Source organism: Arthrobacter sp. GmRoot5-12, assembly GCF_059739365.1.
In genome coordinates this window covers 584249-602355 of sequence record NZ_AP046056.1, presented here as the reverse complement: position 1 = coordinate 602355, position 18107 = coordinate 584249, and the positions used below count along the sequence as shown (strand labels likewise).

Annotated in this window: 17 protein-coding genes; 12 read left to right on the top strand and 5 right to left on the bottom strand. The window is 65.4% G+C overall.

Going from position 1 to position 18107, the window contains the following annotated elements; genetic code table 11:
• The first annotated feature begins 28 nt into the window (after positions 1-28).
• Positions 29-1330 carry an ABC transporter substrate-binding protein gene (locus tag AC6JAM_RS02675; RefSeq protein WP_134164565.1) on the top strand — a complete coding sequence of 434 codons (1302 nt, stop codon included), beginning with the start codon at positions 29-31 and terminating at the stop codon, positions 1328-1330.
• 25 nt (positions 1331-1355) lie between these two features.
• Here the strand turns inward: AC6JAM_RS02675 and AC6JAM_RS02670 are convergent, their stop codons facing one another.
• The 5 genes from AC6JAM_RS02670 to sdhC all read right to left on the bottom strand — a co-directional run bounded on the left by AC6JAM_RS02670 (position 1356) and on the right by sdhC (position 5757).
• The gene (locus tag AC6JAM_RS02670; RefSeq protein WP_018770219.1) at positions 1356-2129 is read right to left on the bottom strand and encodes an alpha/beta hydrolase family protein; all 774 of its coding nucleotides are present in this window, start codon (positions 2127-2129) and stop codon (positions 1356-1358) included.
• A 90-nt stretch (positions 2130-2219) separates the two neighbouring features.
• Positions 2220-3002, bottom strand: a complete 783-nt coding sequence (locus AC6JAM_RS02665; protein ID WP_134164564.1) for a succinate dehydrogenase iron-sulfur subunit — start codon at positions 3000-3002, stop codon at positions 2220-2222.
• A gap of 1 nt (position 3003) precedes the next feature.
• Entirely contained in the window at positions 3004-4803 is a 1800-nt protein-coding gene (gene sdhA, locus AC6JAM_RS02660; protein ID WP_497933939.1) for a succinate dehydrogenase flavoprotein subunit, read from the bottom strand.
• Positions 4804-4911: 108 nt separating this feature from the next.
• Complete coding sequence (locus tag AC6JAM_RS02655) at positions 4912-5373, bottom strand: succinate dehydrogenase hydrophobic membrane anchor subunit (RefSeq protein ID WP_018770216.1); 462 nt, start codon at positions 5371-5373, stop codon at positions 4912-4914.
• Positions 5374-5376: 3 nt separating this feature from the next.
• On the bottom strand, positions 5377-5757 hold the full coding sequence (gene sdhC / locus AC6JAM_RS02650) for a succinate dehydrogenase, cytochrome b556 subunit (RefSeq protein WP_081620212.1): 381 nt from the start codon (positions 5755-5757) through the stop codon (positions 5377-5379).
• A 276-nt stretch (positions 5758-6033) separates the two neighbouring features.
• Between sdhC and AC6JAM_RS02645 the strand changes: the two genes are divergently transcribed.
• The 11 genes from AC6JAM_RS02645 (at position 6034) to AC6JAM_RS02595 (ending at position 18101) form a co-directional block, all read left to right on the top strand.
• The gene (locus tag AC6JAM_RS02645) at positions 6034-7167 is read left to right on the top strand and encodes a mannose-1-phosphate guanylyltransferase (protein WP_018770214.1); all 1134 of its coding nucleotides are present in this window, start codon (positions 6034-6036) and stop codon (positions 7165-7167) included.
• A gap of 99 nt (positions 7168-7266) precedes the next feature.
• Complete coding sequence (locus AC6JAM_RS02640) at positions 7267-8484, top strand: amidohydrolase (protein ID WP_018770213.1); 1218 nt, start codon at positions 7267-7269, stop codon at positions 8482-8484.
• Positions 8485-8628: 144 nt separating this feature from the next.
• Positions 8629-9063 carry a MarR family winged helix-turn-helix transcriptional regulator gene (locus AC6JAM_RS02635; RefSeq protein ID WP_497933938.1) on the top strand — a complete coding sequence of 145 codons (435 nt, stop codon included), beginning with the start codon at positions 8629-8631 and terminating at the stop codon, positions 9061-9063.
• Between the two features lie 43 nt (positions 9064-9106).
• Positions 9107-9538 carry an organic hydroperoxide resistance protein gene (locus AC6JAM_RS02630; protein ID WP_018770211.1) on the top strand — a complete coding sequence of 144 codons (432 nt, stop codon included), beginning with the start codon at positions 9107-9109 and terminating at the stop codon, positions 9536-9538.
• Entirely contained in the window at positions 9535-10551 is a 1017-nt protein-coding gene (locus AC6JAM_RS02625) for an NADP-dependent oxidoreductase (RefSeq protein ID WP_268002802.1), read from the top strand. Before AC6JAM_RS02630 ends, AC6JAM_RS02625 begins: the two co-directional genes overlap by 4 nt.
• 254 nt (positions 10552-10805) lie before the next feature.
• A complete protein-coding gene (locus AC6JAM_RS02620; protein WP_018770209.1) occupies positions 10806-11915 on the top strand; it encodes a BMP family lipoprotein in 1110 nt (369 codons plus the stop codon).
• A gap of 179 nt (positions 11916-12094) precedes the next feature.
• Entirely contained in the window at positions 12095-13666 is a 1572-nt protein-coding gene (locus AC6JAM_RS02615; protein ID WP_018770208.1) for an ABC transporter ATP-binding protein, read from the top strand.
• A complete protein-coding gene (locus tag AC6JAM_RS02610; protein WP_056393460.1) occupies positions 13659-15053 on the top strand; it encodes an ABC transporter permease in 1395 nt (464 codons plus the stop codon). The genes AC6JAM_RS02615 and AC6JAM_RS02610 overlap by 8 nt, the downstream gene beginning before the upstream one ends.
• Positions 15050-16375: an ABC transporter permease gene (locus AC6JAM_RS02605; RefSeq protein ID WP_497933937.1), complete on the top strand. Its 1326-nt coding sequence runs from the start codon at positions 15050-15052 to the stop codon at positions 16373-16375. The genes AC6JAM_RS02610 and AC6JAM_RS02605 overlap by 4 nt, the downstream gene beginning before the upstream one ends.
• Positions 16376-16380: 5 nt before the next feature.
• A complete protein-coding gene (locus AC6JAM_RS02600) occupies positions 16381-16788 on the top strand; it encodes a cytidine deaminase (RefSeq protein ID WP_144600474.1) in 408 nt (135 codons plus the stop codon).
• A complete protein-coding gene (locus tag AC6JAM_RS02595; protein WP_144600472.1) occupies positions 16785-18101 on the top strand; it encodes a thymidine phosphorylase in 1317 nt (438 codons plus the stop codon). The genes AC6JAM_RS02600 and AC6JAM_RS02595 overlap by 4 nt, the downstream gene beginning before the upstream one ends.
• Positions 18102-18107: the final 6 nt, after the last annotated feature.

Genomic DNA, 18107 nt, shown 5'->3' with positions numbered 1-18107 from the left:
CCTTCTCACCAAGGAAGAAGCTTGCCCAATGACGCGCCCTGCTACCGGAACAATCCGTAAATCCCTTGCCGTCCTCTCAGCCGCAGCCCTCCTGGCCGTGACGGCCGGCTGTTCCAGCCCGTCGTCCAACAAGGCCGGGGACGGGCCCGTGGAGATCCGCTTTTCCTGGTGGGGCAATGCCGGCCGGGCCGAGCTGACCAACAAGGCCATTGCTGAGTTTGAGGCCGCCAACCCCAACATCAAGGTCAAGCCGGAATATGGCGACATCAGCGGCTACTTCGACAAGCTCGCAACCCAGATGGCCGCCAACGACGCGCCGGATGTCATCACCATGGGGGGCGCCTACCCCGCCGAATACGCAAACCGCGGCGCGTTGCTGGACCTGACCACGGTGCAGGGCTCACTGGACCTGTCAAGGATCGACCAGGGCGCCCTGGAAAACGGACAGGTCAAGGGCAAACAGTACGGCGTTTCCACCGGCGCCAACGCACTGGCCATTGTGGCCAATCCCGCCGTCTTCGCGGCGGCAGGGGTTCCGCTGCCAGATGACAGCAGCTGGAGCTGGGACGACTTCGCCAGGATTGCCGGTGACATCACCGCCAAGAGCCCCCAGGGCACCTACGGAACTGCAACCGTGCTCACCCATGACTCCCTGGACGCCTTCGCCCGCCAGCGCGGCGAATCCCTGTACACCCAGGACGGACAGCTGGGACTGGGCAAGCAAACGGTGCAGGACTACTTCCACTACTCGCTGAAGCTTAGTGAATCCGGTGCCGCTCCGAGTGCTTCGGAGACGGTGGAGAAGCTCAATGTCAGCACTGAGCAGACCCTCATGGGCATGGGCAAGGCCGCAATGATGCTCACGTGGAGCAATTCACTGACCGCCCTCAGCAAGGCCTCCGGCGCAGACCTGAAACTGCTCAAGCTACCGGGGGAGAAGCCCACCCCGGGGATCTGGCTGCAGTCCTCGCAGTTCTACACCATCTCCGCACGCAGCAAGCACACGGACGCTGCCGCCAAGCTCGTGAACTTCCTGGTCAACAACCCGGCGGCGGCCAGGATCATCCAGAGCGACCGGGGCATCCCTGGCAACTCCGACATGCGCGCCGCCATCCAGGACATGCTCACCCCTCAGGGCAAGGTGGAGGCGGAGTACATCAACCAGATCGGCAAGATGGATTTCGCCCCAACGTACATCGGCCCCACCGGGTCAACCGCCGTCTCGGAGATCACCGCCCGGATCAACACGGACGTCCTTTTCAAGCGGGTCACGCCGGACAAGGCAGCCGAACAGTGGATCAGCGAGAGCAAGGCGGCTATCGGCAAGTAGGGCCGGCCAAACTGGCCGGGGAGGGTCAGGCAGGTGCTGCGTCGAGGTACTGGTCCGCCCAGGCGGCGATGATCCTGGCCGCCCGTGCGGCCTGGCCCTTGCCGGTGAGCAGGTGGTCGCTGCCCTCAAGGGACACGAAGTTCCTCGGATGCCTGGCCGTCTGGAAGATGGTGCTGGCATTCTCGATCCCCACGGTGTTGTCGGTGGGGGAGTGCAGCACCATCAGGGGCTTGTGCAGCTGCTTGATGCAGTCCGTCAGGTCCGCGTTCTCCAGGTCCTCCACGAAGTGCCGGCGGATCTCCACCCGCTTGCCTCCGAGGTCAACTTCGGCGCTGCCCTCGCTCAGGATCCTGTCCAGCGCGGCATCGAAAACGTGGGCCACATGCTTGGGGGAAAAGGGCGCTCCCACGGTGGCAACGGCGTCGAGCTCCGGAATCTCCCGCGCTGCGGCAAGAACCGCGGCGCCGCCGAACGAGTGGCCCACCAGCAGGGAGATCTCCTTGCCCTGACTGCGCATGAACTCCGCGGCCTTCACCGTGTCGGCCACCTTGTGGCTGAACGAGCCGGCGGACCATTCCCCGGCGGAGCCGCCCAGGCCCAGGTTGTCGAAGCGCAGCATGCCGATGCCGCTGTCCGCCAGCGCCTTGCACATCCGCGCTGCGGAGGGGCTGTCCTTGCCCAGCGTGAAACCGTGCGAGAAGACACCCCAGCCCTTGACGGGGCCCTCCGGGACGTCAATGATGCCGGACAGCATCTCGCCGGTGGAACCGGCAAAGGACACTTTTTCGGAGCGGGACAAGGAGGACCCCTTTCTGCTGAAACGACGACGGCGCCCCCACCACGTGTGGTGAGCGACGCCGTCGGCCGTTATATCTGTTGGTGAACGAGCCTAGATCTTGCGGGCCAGGATGGCCTGCTTGACTTCCGCAATGGCCTGCGTGACCTGGATGCCGCGGGGGCATGCCTCGGAGCAGTTGAAGGTGGTGCGGCAGCGCCACACGCCTTCCTTGTCGTTGAGGATCTCCAGGCGCATGTCGCCGGCATCATCACGGGAATCGAAGATGAAGCGGTGTGCGTTGACGATCGCGGCGGGGCCGAAGTACTGACCGTCCGTCCAGAACACGGGGCAGGAGGACGTGCACGCGGCGCAGAGGATGCACTTGGTGGTGTCGTCAAAGCGCTCCCGGTCCTCCGCGGACTGGAGGCGTTCCCGGGTGGGCTCGTGGCCCTTGTTGATCAGGAAGGGCATGACTTCGCGGTACGACTGGAAGAAGGGCTCCATGTCCACGATCAGGTCCTTCTCCACCGGCAGACCCTTGATGGGCTCCACGGTGATGGGCTTGGACGTGTCCAGGTCCTTCAGCAGCGTTTTGCAGGCAAGGCGGTTGCGGCCGTTGATGCGCATGGCGTCAGAGCCGCACACACCGTGGGCGCAGGAGCGGCGGAAGGACAAGGTGCCGTCCATCTCCCACTTCACCTTGTGCAGGGCATCCAGGACACGGTCCGTGCCGTACATGGTCAGGTGGAAATCATCCCAGGTGGCTTCCTCGGAAACCTCCGGGTTGTACCTGCGGACCCGCATGTGGACGTCGAACGTGGGGATTTCCCCGCCCCCGCCAACGCCGGCAGGAAGTTCAACCTTTGAGGCTGGCTCAGCGATTTCAGCGGTCATCTTAGTACTTCCTCACCATCGGCTCGTAGCGGGTAAAGACAACCGGCTTGGTGGCGAGGCGGATACCGGCGATTGACTCCGCCGATCCGTCAGCCGGCGCATGGTCATCCTTGTACGCCATGGAGTGCTTCATGAATTTCTCGTCGTCACGCTCGGGGAAGTCCTCGCGGAAGTGTCCGCCGCGGGATTCCTCACGGTGCAGGGCGGCCACGGTCATGACCTTGGCCAGTTCCAGCAGGAAGCCGAGCTCAACGGCCTCGAGCAGGTCCAGGTTGAAGCGCTTGCCCTTGTCCTGGACATTGATGCGCTTGTACCGCTCCTCGAAGGATGCGATGTCGCGCAGCACCTGGTTCAGGGTGTCCGCCGTACGGAACACCTGCATGTTGGCGTCCATCGTGTCCTGCAGTTCCTTGCGGATCTGCGCCACCTTTTCGTCGCCGGTGCCGTTGCGGGCAATGTCCAGCAGTTCGGTGGTGTAGGCCAGCGGGTTCTCCGGCAGTTCCACGAACTGGGCGGTCTTGGCGTATTCCGCGGCAGCGATGCCGGCACGCTTGCCGAACACGTTGATGTCCAGGAGCGAGTTGGTGCCAAGGCGGTTGGAACCGTGGACGGACACGCAGGCCACCTCGCCGGCGGCGTAGAGCCCGGGGACCACGGTGTCGTTGTCCTGGAGCACTTCGGTTTCGATGTTCGTGGGGATGCCGCCCATCGCGTAGTGCGCGGTGGGGAACACGGGCACCGGCTCGGTGTACGGTTCCACGCCCAGGTAGGTGCGGGCGAACTCGGTGATGTCCGGCAGCTTCGCATCGATGTGCGCCGGCTCCAGGTGGGTCAGGTCCAGGAGGACGTAGTCCTTGTTCGGGCCGCAGCCGCGGCCTTCGCGGACTTCGTTGGCCATGGAGCGGGCCACGATGTCGCGCGGTGCCAGGTCCTTGATGGTGGGGGCGTAGCGCTCCATGAAGCGCTCACCCTCCGAGTTGCGGAGGATGGCACCTTCACCGCGGGCGGCCTCGGACAGCAGGATGCCCAGCCCGGCCAGGCCGGTGGGGTGGAACTGGAAGAACTCCATGTCCTCCAGGGGGATGCCGCGGCGGAAGGCGATGCCCATGCCGTCACCGGTCAGGGTGTGGGCGTTGGACGTGGTCTTGAAGACCTTGCCGGCGCCACCGGAGGCGAACACCACGGACTTGGCCTGGAACACGTGCAGTTCACCGGAGGCGAGATCGTAGGAGACGACGCCGGCCACGCGCTTCTGCTTGTAGGGCGTCCCGTCTTCGCGGACAGCATCCTCTTCGACCGTCAGCAGGTCCAAAACGTAGTACTCGTTGTAGAACTCAACGTTGTGCTTGACGCAGTTTTGGTACAGGGTCTGCAGGATCATGTGGCCGGTGCGGTCCGCGGCGTAGCATGCACGGCGGACCGGAGCCTTGCCGTGGTCGCGGGTGTGGCCACCAAAGCGCCGCTGGTCGATGCGGCCCTCGGGGGTGCGGTTGAAGGGCAGGCCCATCTTTTCCAGGTCCAGCACGGCGTCGATGGCTTCCTTGGCCATGACCTCCGCGGCGTCCTGGTCAACCAGGTAGTCGCCGCCCTTGATAGTGTCGAACGTGTGCCATTCCCAGTTGTCTTCCTCGACATTGGCAAGGGCTGCGCACATGCCACCCTGGGCCGCACCGGTGTGCGAGCGGGTGGGGTAGAGCTTGGTCAGTACTGCTGTGCGCGCGCGCTGACCGGACTCGATCGCGGCGCGCATGCCAGCGCCACCGGCACCGACGATGACGACGTCGTACTTATGGACCTGCATACCAGACGCTCTTTCTCTCAAAATTCGCTATAAAACAACGGGGCGGCTTTGCCTGCTCCGCAAAACAGGGCCCGCGGAAAAGCCCGCGGGCCCGGGGTTGTGCCAGTTCTAGGCAGGGCAGAATCCACCCGGAAGGGCAACGCCGTTCACCACGGGGCACGGGTTGAAGGTGAAGATGACCAGCGTGCCGAGGAGGATGATGACGACGGCGGCCGCGTAGAGGACGGTCTTCAGCCAGCGGCGGGTGGACGTCTTCTCTGCGTAGTCGTTGATGATGGTCCGGACGCCGTTGGTGCCGTGCAGCATTGCCAGCCAAAGCATGGCCAGGTCCCAGAACTGCCAGAACGGGTCTGCCCACTTGCCGGCCACGAAGCCGAAGTCAATGGCGTGGATGCCTTCGCCCACCATGAGGTTCACGAACAGGTGGCCGAAGATGAGGACCACCAGCACTACGCCGGAGAGACGCATGAACAGCCAGGCGATCATCTCGAAGTTGCCCCGTGAGCCGCTGCTGCGGCGGTACTGGGGGGCGATCCGCCCGCTGCGGGGGCTCTCGATCGTTGCAGTCATGGCTTAGTGACCTCCGAGGGCGAGGGACAGGTGGCGGATGGAGAAGGCGACCATGGTCACGACCCAAAGGGCCAGGACTGCCCACAGCATCTGCCGCTGGTACTTTGCGCCCTTCTTCCAGAAGTCGACCGCAATGATCCGCAGGCCGTTGAAGGCGTGGAACACGATCGCGGCAACAAGGCCGGTCTCGCCCAGCGCCATCAGGGGGTTCTTGTAGGCGCCGATCACAGCGGTGTAGGCCTCCGGTGACACACGCACCAAGGAGGTGTCCAGGACGTGGACCAACAAGAAGAAAAAGATCACTACACCGGTAATGCGGTGTCCTACCCAGGACCACATGCCTTCACGGCCGCGGTACAAGGTGCCAGCTGGTTTTGTCGGCACTGATAAACCTCCCTGCAACACAGCGGCGCTGGCATGAGATCCATGCGGGGGGAACGCCTGCTGCGAGAGCACTCGTAGCTCAGGCCTAAATCTAGGCTCCGCTAACAGCTTATTCAATTTCGGAGATTCTTGGTGCCCAGTACTGGAGCGGATTTTCCGGGGAAATGAGACGAACGCCACATCCCTGCAGGCTTTTGGGTACGACGGCGCCGCAAAACGCAGGTCTGATGTGTCGCCAAAGGAGCCGGTTGGGGCCGTTCCGCTAAAGTAGCCGTGATGAGTACAGACAAAGTGACAAGCCCGGCTTCACCCCTTGACCGCTTCATCGCGGTGATTCCGGCAGGCGGAGTGGGGACCCGCCTCTGGCCCCTGTCACGTGCAGCAGCTCCCAAGTTCCTTCACGATCTCACGGGATCGGGCAGCACGTTGCTGCGCGCCACCTATGACCGGCTGCACCCTTTGGCGGGCAACCGGATGCTGGTGGTGACCGGCCGGGCGCACCGCGACGCCGTATGCCGCCAGCTGCCCGAGGTGCAGGACGCCGACCTTGTCCTCGAGTCAGAGCCAAAGGACTCCGCTGCCGCCATCGGCCTTGCGGCGGCGATCCTGCACGAGCGCGATCCCGACACCATCATGGGTTCCTTCGCAGCCGACCAGGTGATCAGCCCGGATGATCTGTTCCAGCAGGCCGTCCGCGAAGCCATCCACACCGCTGCCACCGGCAAGATCGTCACCATCGGCATCAAGCCCACGCACCCGTCCACCGGCTTCGGCTACATCCGCTCCGGCAAGGCCCTGCACATTGAAGGCGCGCCCAGCGCCCACGACGTGGTGGAGTTCGTCGAAAAGCCGGACGAAGTGGTGGCCCAGCAGTACGTGGACAGTGGCGACTACGTGTGGAACGCCGGCATGTTCGTGGCACCGGTGGCGTTGATGCTCAAGCACCTTGAGGCGAACCAGCCCGAACTGTTCCAGGGGCTGCAGGAAATCGCCCGGGCGTGGGACACCCCCCGGCGCGACGAGGTCACGGCACGCATCTGGCCCACCCTGCCGAAGATCGCCATCGACTACGCAGTGGCCGAGCCCGCCGCCGAAGCCGGGGACGTCGCCGTCGTTCCCGGAACTTTCCGCTGGGACGATGTTGGCGACTTCGCCTCCGTTGGCCGCCTCAACAGTGCCAAGGAAGTGGACGACGTCACCGTCCTCGGCGAAGGTGCCCGCGTGTTCACCGAGAACTCAAGCGGCGTTGTGGTTACCGACACCAAGCGCGTGATCGCCCTGATCGGCATCCAGGACGTGGTCATCGTGGATACCCCGGACGCTTTGCTGGTGACCACCATGGCCAATTCCCAGCGCGTCAAGGCTGCCGTCGACGCACTTAAGGCAAGCGGCGACACGGACGTCCTCTGACCCGGAACCTGCCGGCGCCACCGGTGCCGGCAGTCTCCGGAATGTAATGAGGCGTCAGTGAATGGGCACTAAAGCCGGCACCCTCGCTAGAGTGAAACAGTGCGCAACTACACTACTGAAGCCGAGCCCACCGCCCTGGTGGCTCCCTGGCTCGAACCGCTTTTGCCGGAACTGATCGAATTCCGGCGGGACCTGCATGCGCACCCGGAGCTGTCCTTCAAGGAGTTCCGCACCACGGACAAGCTTGCCGAGCGGCTCGAAGCCGCCGGCCTGAGTCCCCGCCGCCTGGAAGGCACCGGGCTGACCGTGGACGTGGGCGAAGGTCCCATCGCCACGGCGCTGCGCGGCGACATTGACGCCCTGCCCATCATCGAGGAGACGGGCCTGCCGTTCGCGTCGAAGAATCACGGCGTCACGCACGCCTGTGGCCATGACGTGCACACCACCACCATGCTGGGCATCGCCCTGGTATTGAACCGGATGCACCAGGAGGCACCCCTCGGGGCCACCGTCCGGATCATCTTCCAGCCTGCCGAGGAAACGATGCCCGGCGGCGCGCACGCCTGCATCGAACAGGGCGTCCTGGAGGGCGTCCCCCGGATCCTGGCCCTGCATTGCGACCCCCGGATTGAGGTGGGGAAGGTGGGAACGCGGATTGGTGCCATTACCTCGGCTTCGGACACCATCCGGATCGAACTCTCCGGCCGTGGCGGCCACACGTCGCGCCCGCACCTCACCGAGGACCTGGTGTTCGCGCTGGCCCAGATCGCCGTGAACGTACCGGCCGTGCTGTCCCGCCGGGTGGACGTCCGCAGCGGCGTCTCCGTGGTGTGGGGCCAGATCACCGCGGGCTCGGCACCCAATGCGATTCCCGGCAGCGGCTACATGGCCGGGACCATGCGCTGCCTGGACCGCGACGCCTGGCACGCTGCCGGCGAACTCCTTGACGAAGTGGTCCACCAGGTGGCCGCACCGTACGGCGTGGACGTCCACCTGGAGCACACCAGGGGAGTGCCGCCGGTGGTGAACTCGGAACACGAGACAGCCATCATCGAAGCTGCCGCCCGGGCCGAAATCGGCGAGAGCGCCGTGGTGCTGACGCCGCAGTCCATGGGCGGCGAGGATTTTGCCTGGTTCCTGGCGGAACTTCCGGGAGCCATGATGCGCCTGGGCACCAAGACGCCGGGCGGTGAGGACTACGACCTCCACCGCGGCGATTACATCCTGGACGAGCGCGCCCTTGGCCTGGGCATCCGGGTCCTCACCGCAGCGGCGCTGCGGACCATCCGGGACCTCGAGCAGGCACCGCTTCCGTAACCTCTTTGGCCTGGGGGCGCGCCTGGCAGAGCCCGGCCGGAAAGGTGCCCTGCCGCCGTCGTTCGCATGCCGACTGCGGCGCAACAGGGGCTGCCCCACCTGCAGTAAGTTGTGCACAACTTAATTGTGGGCTATCGTTTCTGTATGACCGAAGCACCCCGCCTGGACCGGCAAGTTTGTTTTGCCCTGTACTCAGCTTCCCGTGCCGCCACCGCCGTCTACCGGACCGTGCTGGACCAACTGGGGCTCACCTACCCGCAGTACCTGGTGATGCTGGTCCTGTGGGAAAGCGAACCCCGGGGCGTGAAGGAACTCGGCGGGGAACTTGGCCTCGACTCCGGCACCCTGTCGCCGCTCCTTAAGCGCCTGGAAGCCCTGGGGCTGGTGGAACGGCGGCGGTCCGGCGAGGACGAACGCCGCGTCGCCATCCACCTGACGGATGCCGGGCGGAACCTCAGCGGCGCGGCCAGCGCCATTCCGCAGCGGCTGGCCGATGCCGCAGGACTTTCGCTGGACGAACTCGAACAGCTGCGGACCACCCTGGGCAAGCTCACGGCTGCCCTGCATGAATCGCTGTGAACCCGAATACTGCACCATCCCATCTACAGGACGGATTTTTTTCGTGAAGACTCTCTACACCGCCGAGGCGCTGGCCTCGGGCGAAGGGCGCGACGGCGCTGCACGCAGCAACGACGGCAGGCTCGCAGTGGATCTCGCCAGCCCGGTCGAACTCGGCGGCAGCGGCCACGGCACCAACCCCGAACAGCTTTTCGCCGCCGGGTATGCCGCCTGCTTCCATTCCGCACTGCGCCTGGTCGGCCGCAAGGCAGGCGCTGACCTGACGGACTCGGCAGTGGCAGCGAAAATCCACCTGGGGCAGCTGGAGAGCGGAGCCGGCTTCGGGCTGGCCGCCGAACTGGAAATCGCCCTGCCCGCCCTGGACCTCGCCACGGCGGAAGACCTTGTGGCCAAGGCGCACCAGGTCTGCCCCTATTCCAACGCCACCCGCGGCAACATCAACGTCGACCTCAAGATCCTGGAGTACGCAGCATGAGCACAGCCCTTGCAACCACCACCCGCGAAATCCGGTTGGCTTCGCGCCCCGAGGGACGCCCGTCCAATGAGAACTTCGAACTTGCCGAGTCTCCGCTGCCCGCACTCGAAGACGGCCAGATCCTGGTGCGGAACCTCTTCATGTCCGTAGACCCGTACATGCGGGGCAGGATGAATGACGTCAAGTCCTACTCCGCGCCCTTCGCCGTGGGCAAGGCGCTCGACGGCGGGGCGGTGGGCGAGGTGATGGCGTCCCGGTCGTCCGCACACCAGGAGGGCGACGTCGTCGTGCATCCGCTTGGCTGGCGCGAGTATTCGGTGGTCGACGGCGCTTCTGCCACCCCCGCCCGCACTGACCTGGCCCCGGCGTCCGCCTTCCTGGGTGCCCTGGGCATGACCGGGCTGACGGCCTACACCGGTCTGTTGAAGGTTGCCGAATTCAAGCCGGGCGACGCCGTGTTCGTTTCGGGCGCGGCGGGTGCCGTGGGCTCGCTGGTGGGACAGATCGCCAAAGCCATGGGCGCCTCCCGGGTCATCGGCTCGGCCGGCTCGCCCGCCAAGGTGGCCCGGCTCCTGGAGCTCGGTTTCGACGCCGCGTTCGACTACCATGACGGTCCCGTTGTCGGGCAACTGGAAAAGGCGGCCGGCCCGGCCGGCATTGACGTCTACTTCGACAACGTGGGCGGCGAGCACCTCGAGGCAGCCCTGTCGGTCCTCAACGTGGGCGGCCGGGTGGCAATGTGCGGCGCCATCGCGCAGTACAACTCAACCGAACCCACTCCTGCACCCCACAACCTGATGCAGGCTATCGGGAAGCAGCTCACCCTCCGGGGCTTCCTGGTGGGCGGGCAGCGCCAGCACGCGGCGGAGTTTGCGGAGAAGATGGCCGGCTGGCTGGCGGACGGGACCGTGCGCTACGACGAGACCATCGTTGACGGACTGGAGAACGCGCCGCAGGCCTTCATGGACCTCCTGGACGGTGCAAACACCGGGAAAATGCTCGTCCGGCTGTAGCCGCCACCATCACGCACAAGCAGTAGGGACACCGCATCCGCGGTGTCCCTACTGCTTGGTAACAACTTGTAAACAATCTCCCGGATGGGCTCCTGGCGTGCTATGGGGACGTGGCGCAGACCACTAAAGTAAGTGCCATCAGTGCGCTCCGGCGCAGTGCTGCGTGCCTTCAGTGAAAACAGAATTTCAGCGCCGAAACGGACACTCATTGAATTCCAGCCCGTAGCGCCACTCGCATCATCCCTGGAGGAAAATTGAAGAAATCACTGCGTGCCAGCTTCAAGCGCGGTTCAATGGCCGGAGTGGCCACCCTCGGTGCGTCCGCGCTTGTGCTCACCGCCTGCGGTGCAGCCCCCGAAGCCGGAAGCACCTCATCCGCAGGTGCCAGCGACTACACGGGCTGCATCGTGTCGGACTCCGGTGGATTCGACGACCAGTCCTTCAACCAGTCCTCCTACGAGGGCCTGAAGAAGACCGAGAAGGACCTTGGCATCAAGGTCAACCAGATCGAGTCGAAGACCAATAACGACTTCGAACCCAACCTGCGGGCCATGGTCACGGCCGGCTGCAACCTGACCATCACGGTGGGCTTCCTGCTCGGCGACGCCACCAAGGCCCAGGCCACCGCCAACCCGGACAAGCACTTCGCCATCATCGACTTTGGCTACGACAAGCCCATCAGCAACGTCAAGCCGATCATCTACGACACCGCGCAGGCGGCCTTCCTCGCCGGCTACCTGGCTGCAGGAACCACCAAGACCGGCACCGTGGCCACCTTCGGCGGCATCAAGATCCCCACCGTGACCATCTTCATGGACGGCTACGCCGACGGCGTGAAGTACTACAACCAGCAGAAGGGCAAGAACGTCAAGCTGCTCGGCTGGAACAAGGATGCCCAGGACGGCAGCTTCACCGGCGACTTCGAAAAGCAGGACGTGGGCAAGCAGCTGACCAAGAACTTCCTGGACCAGGGTGCGGACATCGTCATGCCCGTGGCCGGTCCCGTGGGCAAGGGCGCCGGAGCCGCGCTTAACGAGGCCAAGGCTGCCGGCAAGGACGTCAAGCTGATCTGGGTTGACTCGGACGGCTACCTCACCGCCCCGGACTACAAGGGCATCATGCTCTCCTCTGTCATGAAGCAGATGGGCGAGGCCGTGGAGACCGTTGTCACTGAGGACAAGGACGGCAAGTTCAACAACACCCCGTACGTTGGCACCCTTGCCAACGACGGCGTGCAGCTGGCACCCTTCCACGACCTCGACTCCCAGGTCCCCGCCGACGTGAAGTCCGACCTCGAGAAGATCAAGAAGGACATCGTCGACGGCAAGCTGAAGGTCGAGTCCGCAGCCAGCCCCAAGGCCTGATCCACCACAGGAAGCGCCACCGCCGGTCCGTCACCCACTGGCCGGCCGGTGGCGCTTTTTGCTGGCCGAACGTTTACAGCGCCCGGCCGGCTCCTCCCGGGACTGCAGCCACTAGGCTGGTGCTGCAGCCATATATCCCGTCCGGTCGATCACCGGACGCTTCGAGATTGGTCAGAGTTTTGAAACTTGAACTCAGAGGGATCACCAAACGTTTTGGCACGCTCCTGGCCAACGACCACATAGACGTGGTGGTTGAGCCGGGACAGATCCACTGCCTCCTTGGTGAAAACGGGGCGGGGAAATCCACCCTGATGAATGTGCTCTACGGGCTGTATGAGCCGTCCGAAGGCGAAATCCTCATCGATGACAAGCCCGTCACGTTCCGGGGCCCGGGCGATGCAATGGCGGCAGGGATCGGCATGGTGCACCAGCACTTCATGCTGGTGCCGGTCTTCACCGTGGCCGAGAACGTAGCGCTGGGCGCCGAACCCACCAAGGCGGCCGGGTTCCTCAACCTGGACCAGACCCGGCAGCGCATCAAGGAAATCTCGGACCAATACGGCTTCGATGTGGACCCGGACGCCCTGGTGGAGGACCTGCCGGTGGGCGTGCAGCAACGGGTGGAGATCATCAAGGCACTGGTCCGCAACGCCAAGGTGCTGATCCTGGATGAGCCCACCGCCGTGCTGACTCCGCAGGAGACCGACGAGCTCCTGGATATCATGCGCCAGCTGAAGTCGCGCGGAACCTCCATCGTCTTCATTTCGCACAAGCTGCGCGAGGTCAAGGAAGTCTCGGACACCATCACCGTGATCCGGCGGGGCAAGGTAGTGGGCACGGCCGATCCCGCCGCCTCCACCACCGAACTTGCCTCGATGATGGTGGGCCGTGCCGTAAGCCTGACCCTGGACAAGGCTCCGGCCCAGCCCAAGGACACCACCTTCGAAGTCCGCGACCTCACCGTCATCGCGCCCAACGGCCAGCACGTCGTGGACCATCTCAGCTTCCACATCAAGCGCGGCGAGATCCTGGCCGTTGCCGGCGTCCAGGGCAACGGGCAAACCGAACTCACCGAAGCGATCCTGGGCCTGCAGGAGCGGGTCACCGGTTCCATTGTCCTGGACGGCAAGGAGCTCGTGGGCCGGTCCGTCAAGGAAGTCCTGCAGGCCGGCGTCGGGTTCGTTCCCGAAGACCGCAAGGTGGACGGGCTGGTGGGCACCTTCTCCGTGGCGGAGAACCTGATCCTTGATCTTTATGACAAGCCGCCCTTCGCCAAGGGGATCAGCATGAGCCCTGCGAAAATCATGGAGAATGCCAAGGCGCGCATCGGCGAATTCGATGTCCGCACACCCTCCGCCGCAGCCGCCGCCGGGACCCTGTCCGGCGGCAACCAGCAAAAACTTGTGATGGCCCGCGAACTTTCCCGTCCACTGCGCCTGTTCATCGCCTCCCAGCCCACCCGCGGCGTGGACGTGGGTTCCATCGAGTTCCTGCACCGGCGGATTGTCGCGGAGCGTGACCAAGGGACCCCGGTGATGATCATTTCCACCGAACTGGACGAAGTCATGGAACTGGCGGACCGCATTGCGGTGCTCTACAAAGGCAAGCTGGTGGGCACTGTCCCCGCCGGAACCAGCCGGGACGTCCTTGGCCTCATGATGGCTGGCATCCCGCCGGAAGAACACGCACACACCCCGCAGGCCGGCACCCCGGCCGCCACCTCCAACGCCGAGGGAGCCGACCATGCCTGACCAGCCTTCCCCCAAACACGCAGACGAAAGCCGGCACGTCGACAACGAACAGCCCGGCGCCGGGTCTGCCGCCGGCCAGGATGCTGCGGAGGAAACGGCCGCAGTAGTGGCCGTCGACACCGCCGGCGGGGCGATGCAGCCCTCGGCTGTTCCAGCCACGGCCCAAAGCGGACTGCTTCCCGGCGGCTCCGACACCGTCCTGCGCAGGATCTTCACCGGAAGCGGCATGGTGTCCGTGCTGGCAGTGCTGCTGGCGCTGATCATTGGCGGCCTGCTCATCGCGAGCACCGACAAGCAGGTGGCCACCACCGCCGGCTACTTCTTCGCCCGGCCCACCGACATGCTGACGGCCGTATGGAATGCTGCCACGCGCTCCTACATAGCGCTGTTCCAAGGCTCGGTGTTCAACCCCCGCGGCAATGGGCTGGCCGCACAGTTCGCACCCTTCATGGAGACCCTCACCATCGCCACGCCGCTCATCACGGCCGGCCTGGGCGTGGCGCTGGCGTTCCGGGCCGGGCTCTTCAACATCGGCGCCCAGGGGCAGATCATCGTGGCCGGCATCCTGGCGGCCTGGGTGGGCTTCGCCCTGCACCTGCCGTTCGGCCTGCACCTGCTGCTGGTGCTGGTGGCCGGCATCATTGGCGGCGCCCTCTGGGGCGGCCTCGCCGGCCTGCTGAAGGCCCGCACCGGAGCCCACGAAGTCATCCTGACCATTATGTTCAACTACATCGCGCTGTACTTCCTGCGCTACCTGCTGAATACCCCGGCGTTCCAGCGGCCGGGGGAGTCGAACCCCATTTCGCCCATCCTGGATCCCAGCGCTGTCTACCCCCAGATCCTGGGCAGCCAGTACCGGCTGCACCTGGGCTTCATTCTGGCCATCGCGGCCACAGTCCTGGTGTGGTGGCTCCTCAACCGGTCCACGGTGGGCTTCGAGTTCCGTGCCGTGGGCGCCAACCCCAAGGCAGCCCAGACCGCCGGCATCAACGTCTCCCGCTCCACCATCCTGGTCATGGCCATCGCCGGCGGGCTCGCAGGCATGTCAGGCGTGGCCCAGGTCGCGGGCACGGAGAAGGTGCTCACGGACGGAGTCGCCGCCACGTACGGCTTTGACGCCATCACGGTCGCCTTGCTGGGACGTTCGACGCCGTGGGGCACCTTCGCTGCCGGCCTGCTGTTCGGCGCCTTCCGCGCCGGGGCGGTCCAGATGCAGATCCAGACCGGCACCCCCATCGACATCGTCCTGGTGGTCCAGTCCCTGATTGTCCTTTTCATTGCCGCGCCGCCGCTGGTGCGGGCCGTCTTTGGACTGAACCCGCGGCGCAGGAAGCCCGCGCGCGCAGCCAAGTCCGGGCAGGCAGCCACTACCGGAGGTGCCGCATGAGCACAACAGTTTCATCGTCCAGGCCGGGCAAACCCCAGCCCGGAGGGCCCAAGGCGGACGCCCCTTCCGCAGCGCCGGCCGGCAAACCCGTCAGCTGGAAGACTCCCGTCCTGCTCGCTGTCTTCGCCCTGGTCTCCCTGGTGTTCTTCGGATTCCTGGCGCCCAGCCAGACGGCCAGCTTTGGCATCTCCACCGGCGGCGACTTCTTCCAGCTGCCTGCATTGGAGATCAATGCGTTTGCCGGCGGCATCGTACTGTCGGTAGTGCTCATGGCGCTGGCAGGATACGCCGTCTACCTGAAGACCAAGAACCAGCCGGCTCCGGGCTGGTTGGCGGTCACCTTCATCGTGATCTTCGTGGCGGCCTTCCTTATTTCGGTGGTGGGCGGGGCCCGCACCCCCGCCATCTCGCTGGCGGGGCTCATCGCCGGGTCCGTCACGCTTGCGGTTCCGCTCGTGTTCGGTTCATTGTCCGGTGTCCTGTGCGAGCGGGTGGGCGTGGTCAACATCGCCATTGAAGGACAGCTCCTGGGCGGCGCATTCACCGCAGCCATCGTTGCCAGCATGACAAAGAACGCCTTCATCGGGCTGCTGGCCGCGGCCATTGCCGGGGCGGTCGTGTCCATGGTCCTTGCGCTGTTCAGCATCAAGTACCTGGTGAACCAGATCATCGTTGGCGTCGTCCTCAACGTCCTGGTCTCCGGGGTGACGGGCTTCCTCTTCAGCACCGTGATGCAGGCCAACAAAGCCCAGTTCAACTCACCGCCGGGGCTGGACGTCATCGACATCCCCATCCTCTCCAGCATCCCCATCATCGGCCCCATCCTGTTCCGGCAGTCGCTGGTGGGCTACCTCATGTATGTGGCCGTCGCGGTGGTCTGGGTAGGCCTGTTCAAGACCAGGTGGGGCCTGCGCGTCCGGGCAGTGGGGGAGCACCCCCAGGCCGCAGACACCCTTGGCATCAACGTCAACGCCACGCGGTTCTGGAACGTGACCCTGGGCGGTGCCGTCGCCGGAATTGGCGGCTCCTTCTTCACCCTGGTAGCGATCGACAGCTTCACCAAGGAGATTTCCGGCGGCCGCGGCTTCATCGCGCTGGCCGCCCTCATCTTTGGCCGCTGGAACCCGGTGGGCGCCTTCTTCGCGGCACTCCTGTTCGGTTTCGCCGACAACCTGCAGAGCATCGTGACCATCATCGGCACCCCGGTGCCCAGCCAGTTCATGGCCATGCTGCCCTACCTGGTGACCGTCCTCGCCGTCGCCGGCCTGGTAGGCAAATCCAGGGGCCCGGCCGCCAGCGGCATCCCCTACGTCAAGGGATGACGGCCATGGCCGGCACGCAGCCGGTGGACTGGGCCGCCCTGGAGGCGGCCGCAGTCGCCGCCATGAAGAACGCCTACGCCCCGTACTCGAAGTTCCCGGTGGGAGCCGCGGCCCTGACCGGGGATGGCCGGATTGTCAGCGGCTGCAACGTGGAGAACGCCAGCTACGGGCTGACGCTCTGCGCGGAATGCGCCCTGGTGGGAAACCTGCACATGACCGGCGGAGGCCTGCTCCGAGCGTTCTACTGCGTTGACGGGGCGGGGAACATCCTCATGCCCTGCGGCCGGTGCCGGCAGCTGTTGTACGAATTCCGCGCCCCGGATATGCAGCTCATGACTACCCAGGGCATCAAAACCATGGACCAGGTGCTGCCCGACGCCTTTGGTCCCGAACACCTGGAGGAGACCCGGTGAACGAGAGCAGGACTGAGGCGTTCGACGCCGTTGACATCATCCGCACCAAGCGGGACAAGGGAACGCTGAGCCCCGAACAGATCGACTGGACCATCGATGCCTACACCCGCGGAGCGATCGCGGATGAACAGATGGCAGCCCTGAACATGGCCATCCTGCTCAACGGCATGGATCGCGCCGAAATTGCCCGGTGGACCGCCGCAATGATTGCCTCCGGCGAACGGATGGATTTCTCCAGCCTCCGGCGCCCCGATGGCGGCCTGAAGTACACCACGGACAAGCATTCAACGGGCGGTGTGGGGGACAAGATCACCCTGCCGCTGGCTCCGCTCGTCGCAGTGTTCGGCGTGGCCGTTCCGCAGCTGTCAGGCCGTGGGCTGGGGCACACCGGCGGAACCCTGGACAAGCTGGAATCCATTCCCGGGTGGCGGGCCAACCTCTCCAATGACGAGATCCTGGCCCAGCTCCAGGACGTGGGGGCTGTGATCTGCGCCGCCGGAGCGGGCCTGGCGCCGGCGGACAAGAAGCTCTACGCCCTGCGCGACGTGACCGGCACCGTGGAGGCCATCCCGCTGATCGCGTCGTCCATCATGAGCAAGAAGATCGCCGAGGGCACCGGCTCGCTGGTCCTGGACGTTAAGGTGGGCAGCGGCGCGTTCATGAAAGACGAGGCCAAAGCCCGCGAACTCGCCGGGACCATGGTGGCGCTGGGCAAGGATGCGGGGGTCAACACGGTGGCGCTGCTGACCAACATGAACACCCCGCTGGGGCTCACCGCCGGCAACGCCATCGAGGTGGAGGAATCAGTGGAGGTGCTGGCGGGCGGCGGTCCCGATGACGTTGTGGAACTGACCGTCCGGCTCGCCGAGGAAATGCTCGCCTGCGCAGGAGTGCATGACGCCGACCCCGCTGCTGCCCTCAAGGACGGCCGGGCCATGGACGTCTGGAACCGGATGATCGCCGCCCAGGGAGGCGACCCCCGGGCCGCGCTGCCGGTGGCCAGGGAATCCGACGTCGTTTACGCTCCGGCGGACGGTGTGCTGGTGGAACTGGATGCACTCGCCGTAGGGGTGGCCGCCTGGCGGTTGGGCGCCGGACGTGCCCGCAAGGAGGATGCGGTCCAGGCGGGGGCGGGAGTGCGCATGCACGCAAAGCCCGGCGCCACAGTGCGCGCCGGGGAACCCCTGATGACCCTGCTCACGGACACCCCTGAGCGGTTCGCGCGGGCCAGGGAAGCCCTTGAACATGCCGTGGTCATCGCTCCGGAAGGTTCGCGGCCTGCCCAGCAGCTCATCATCGACCGCATAGCATAGGCACCA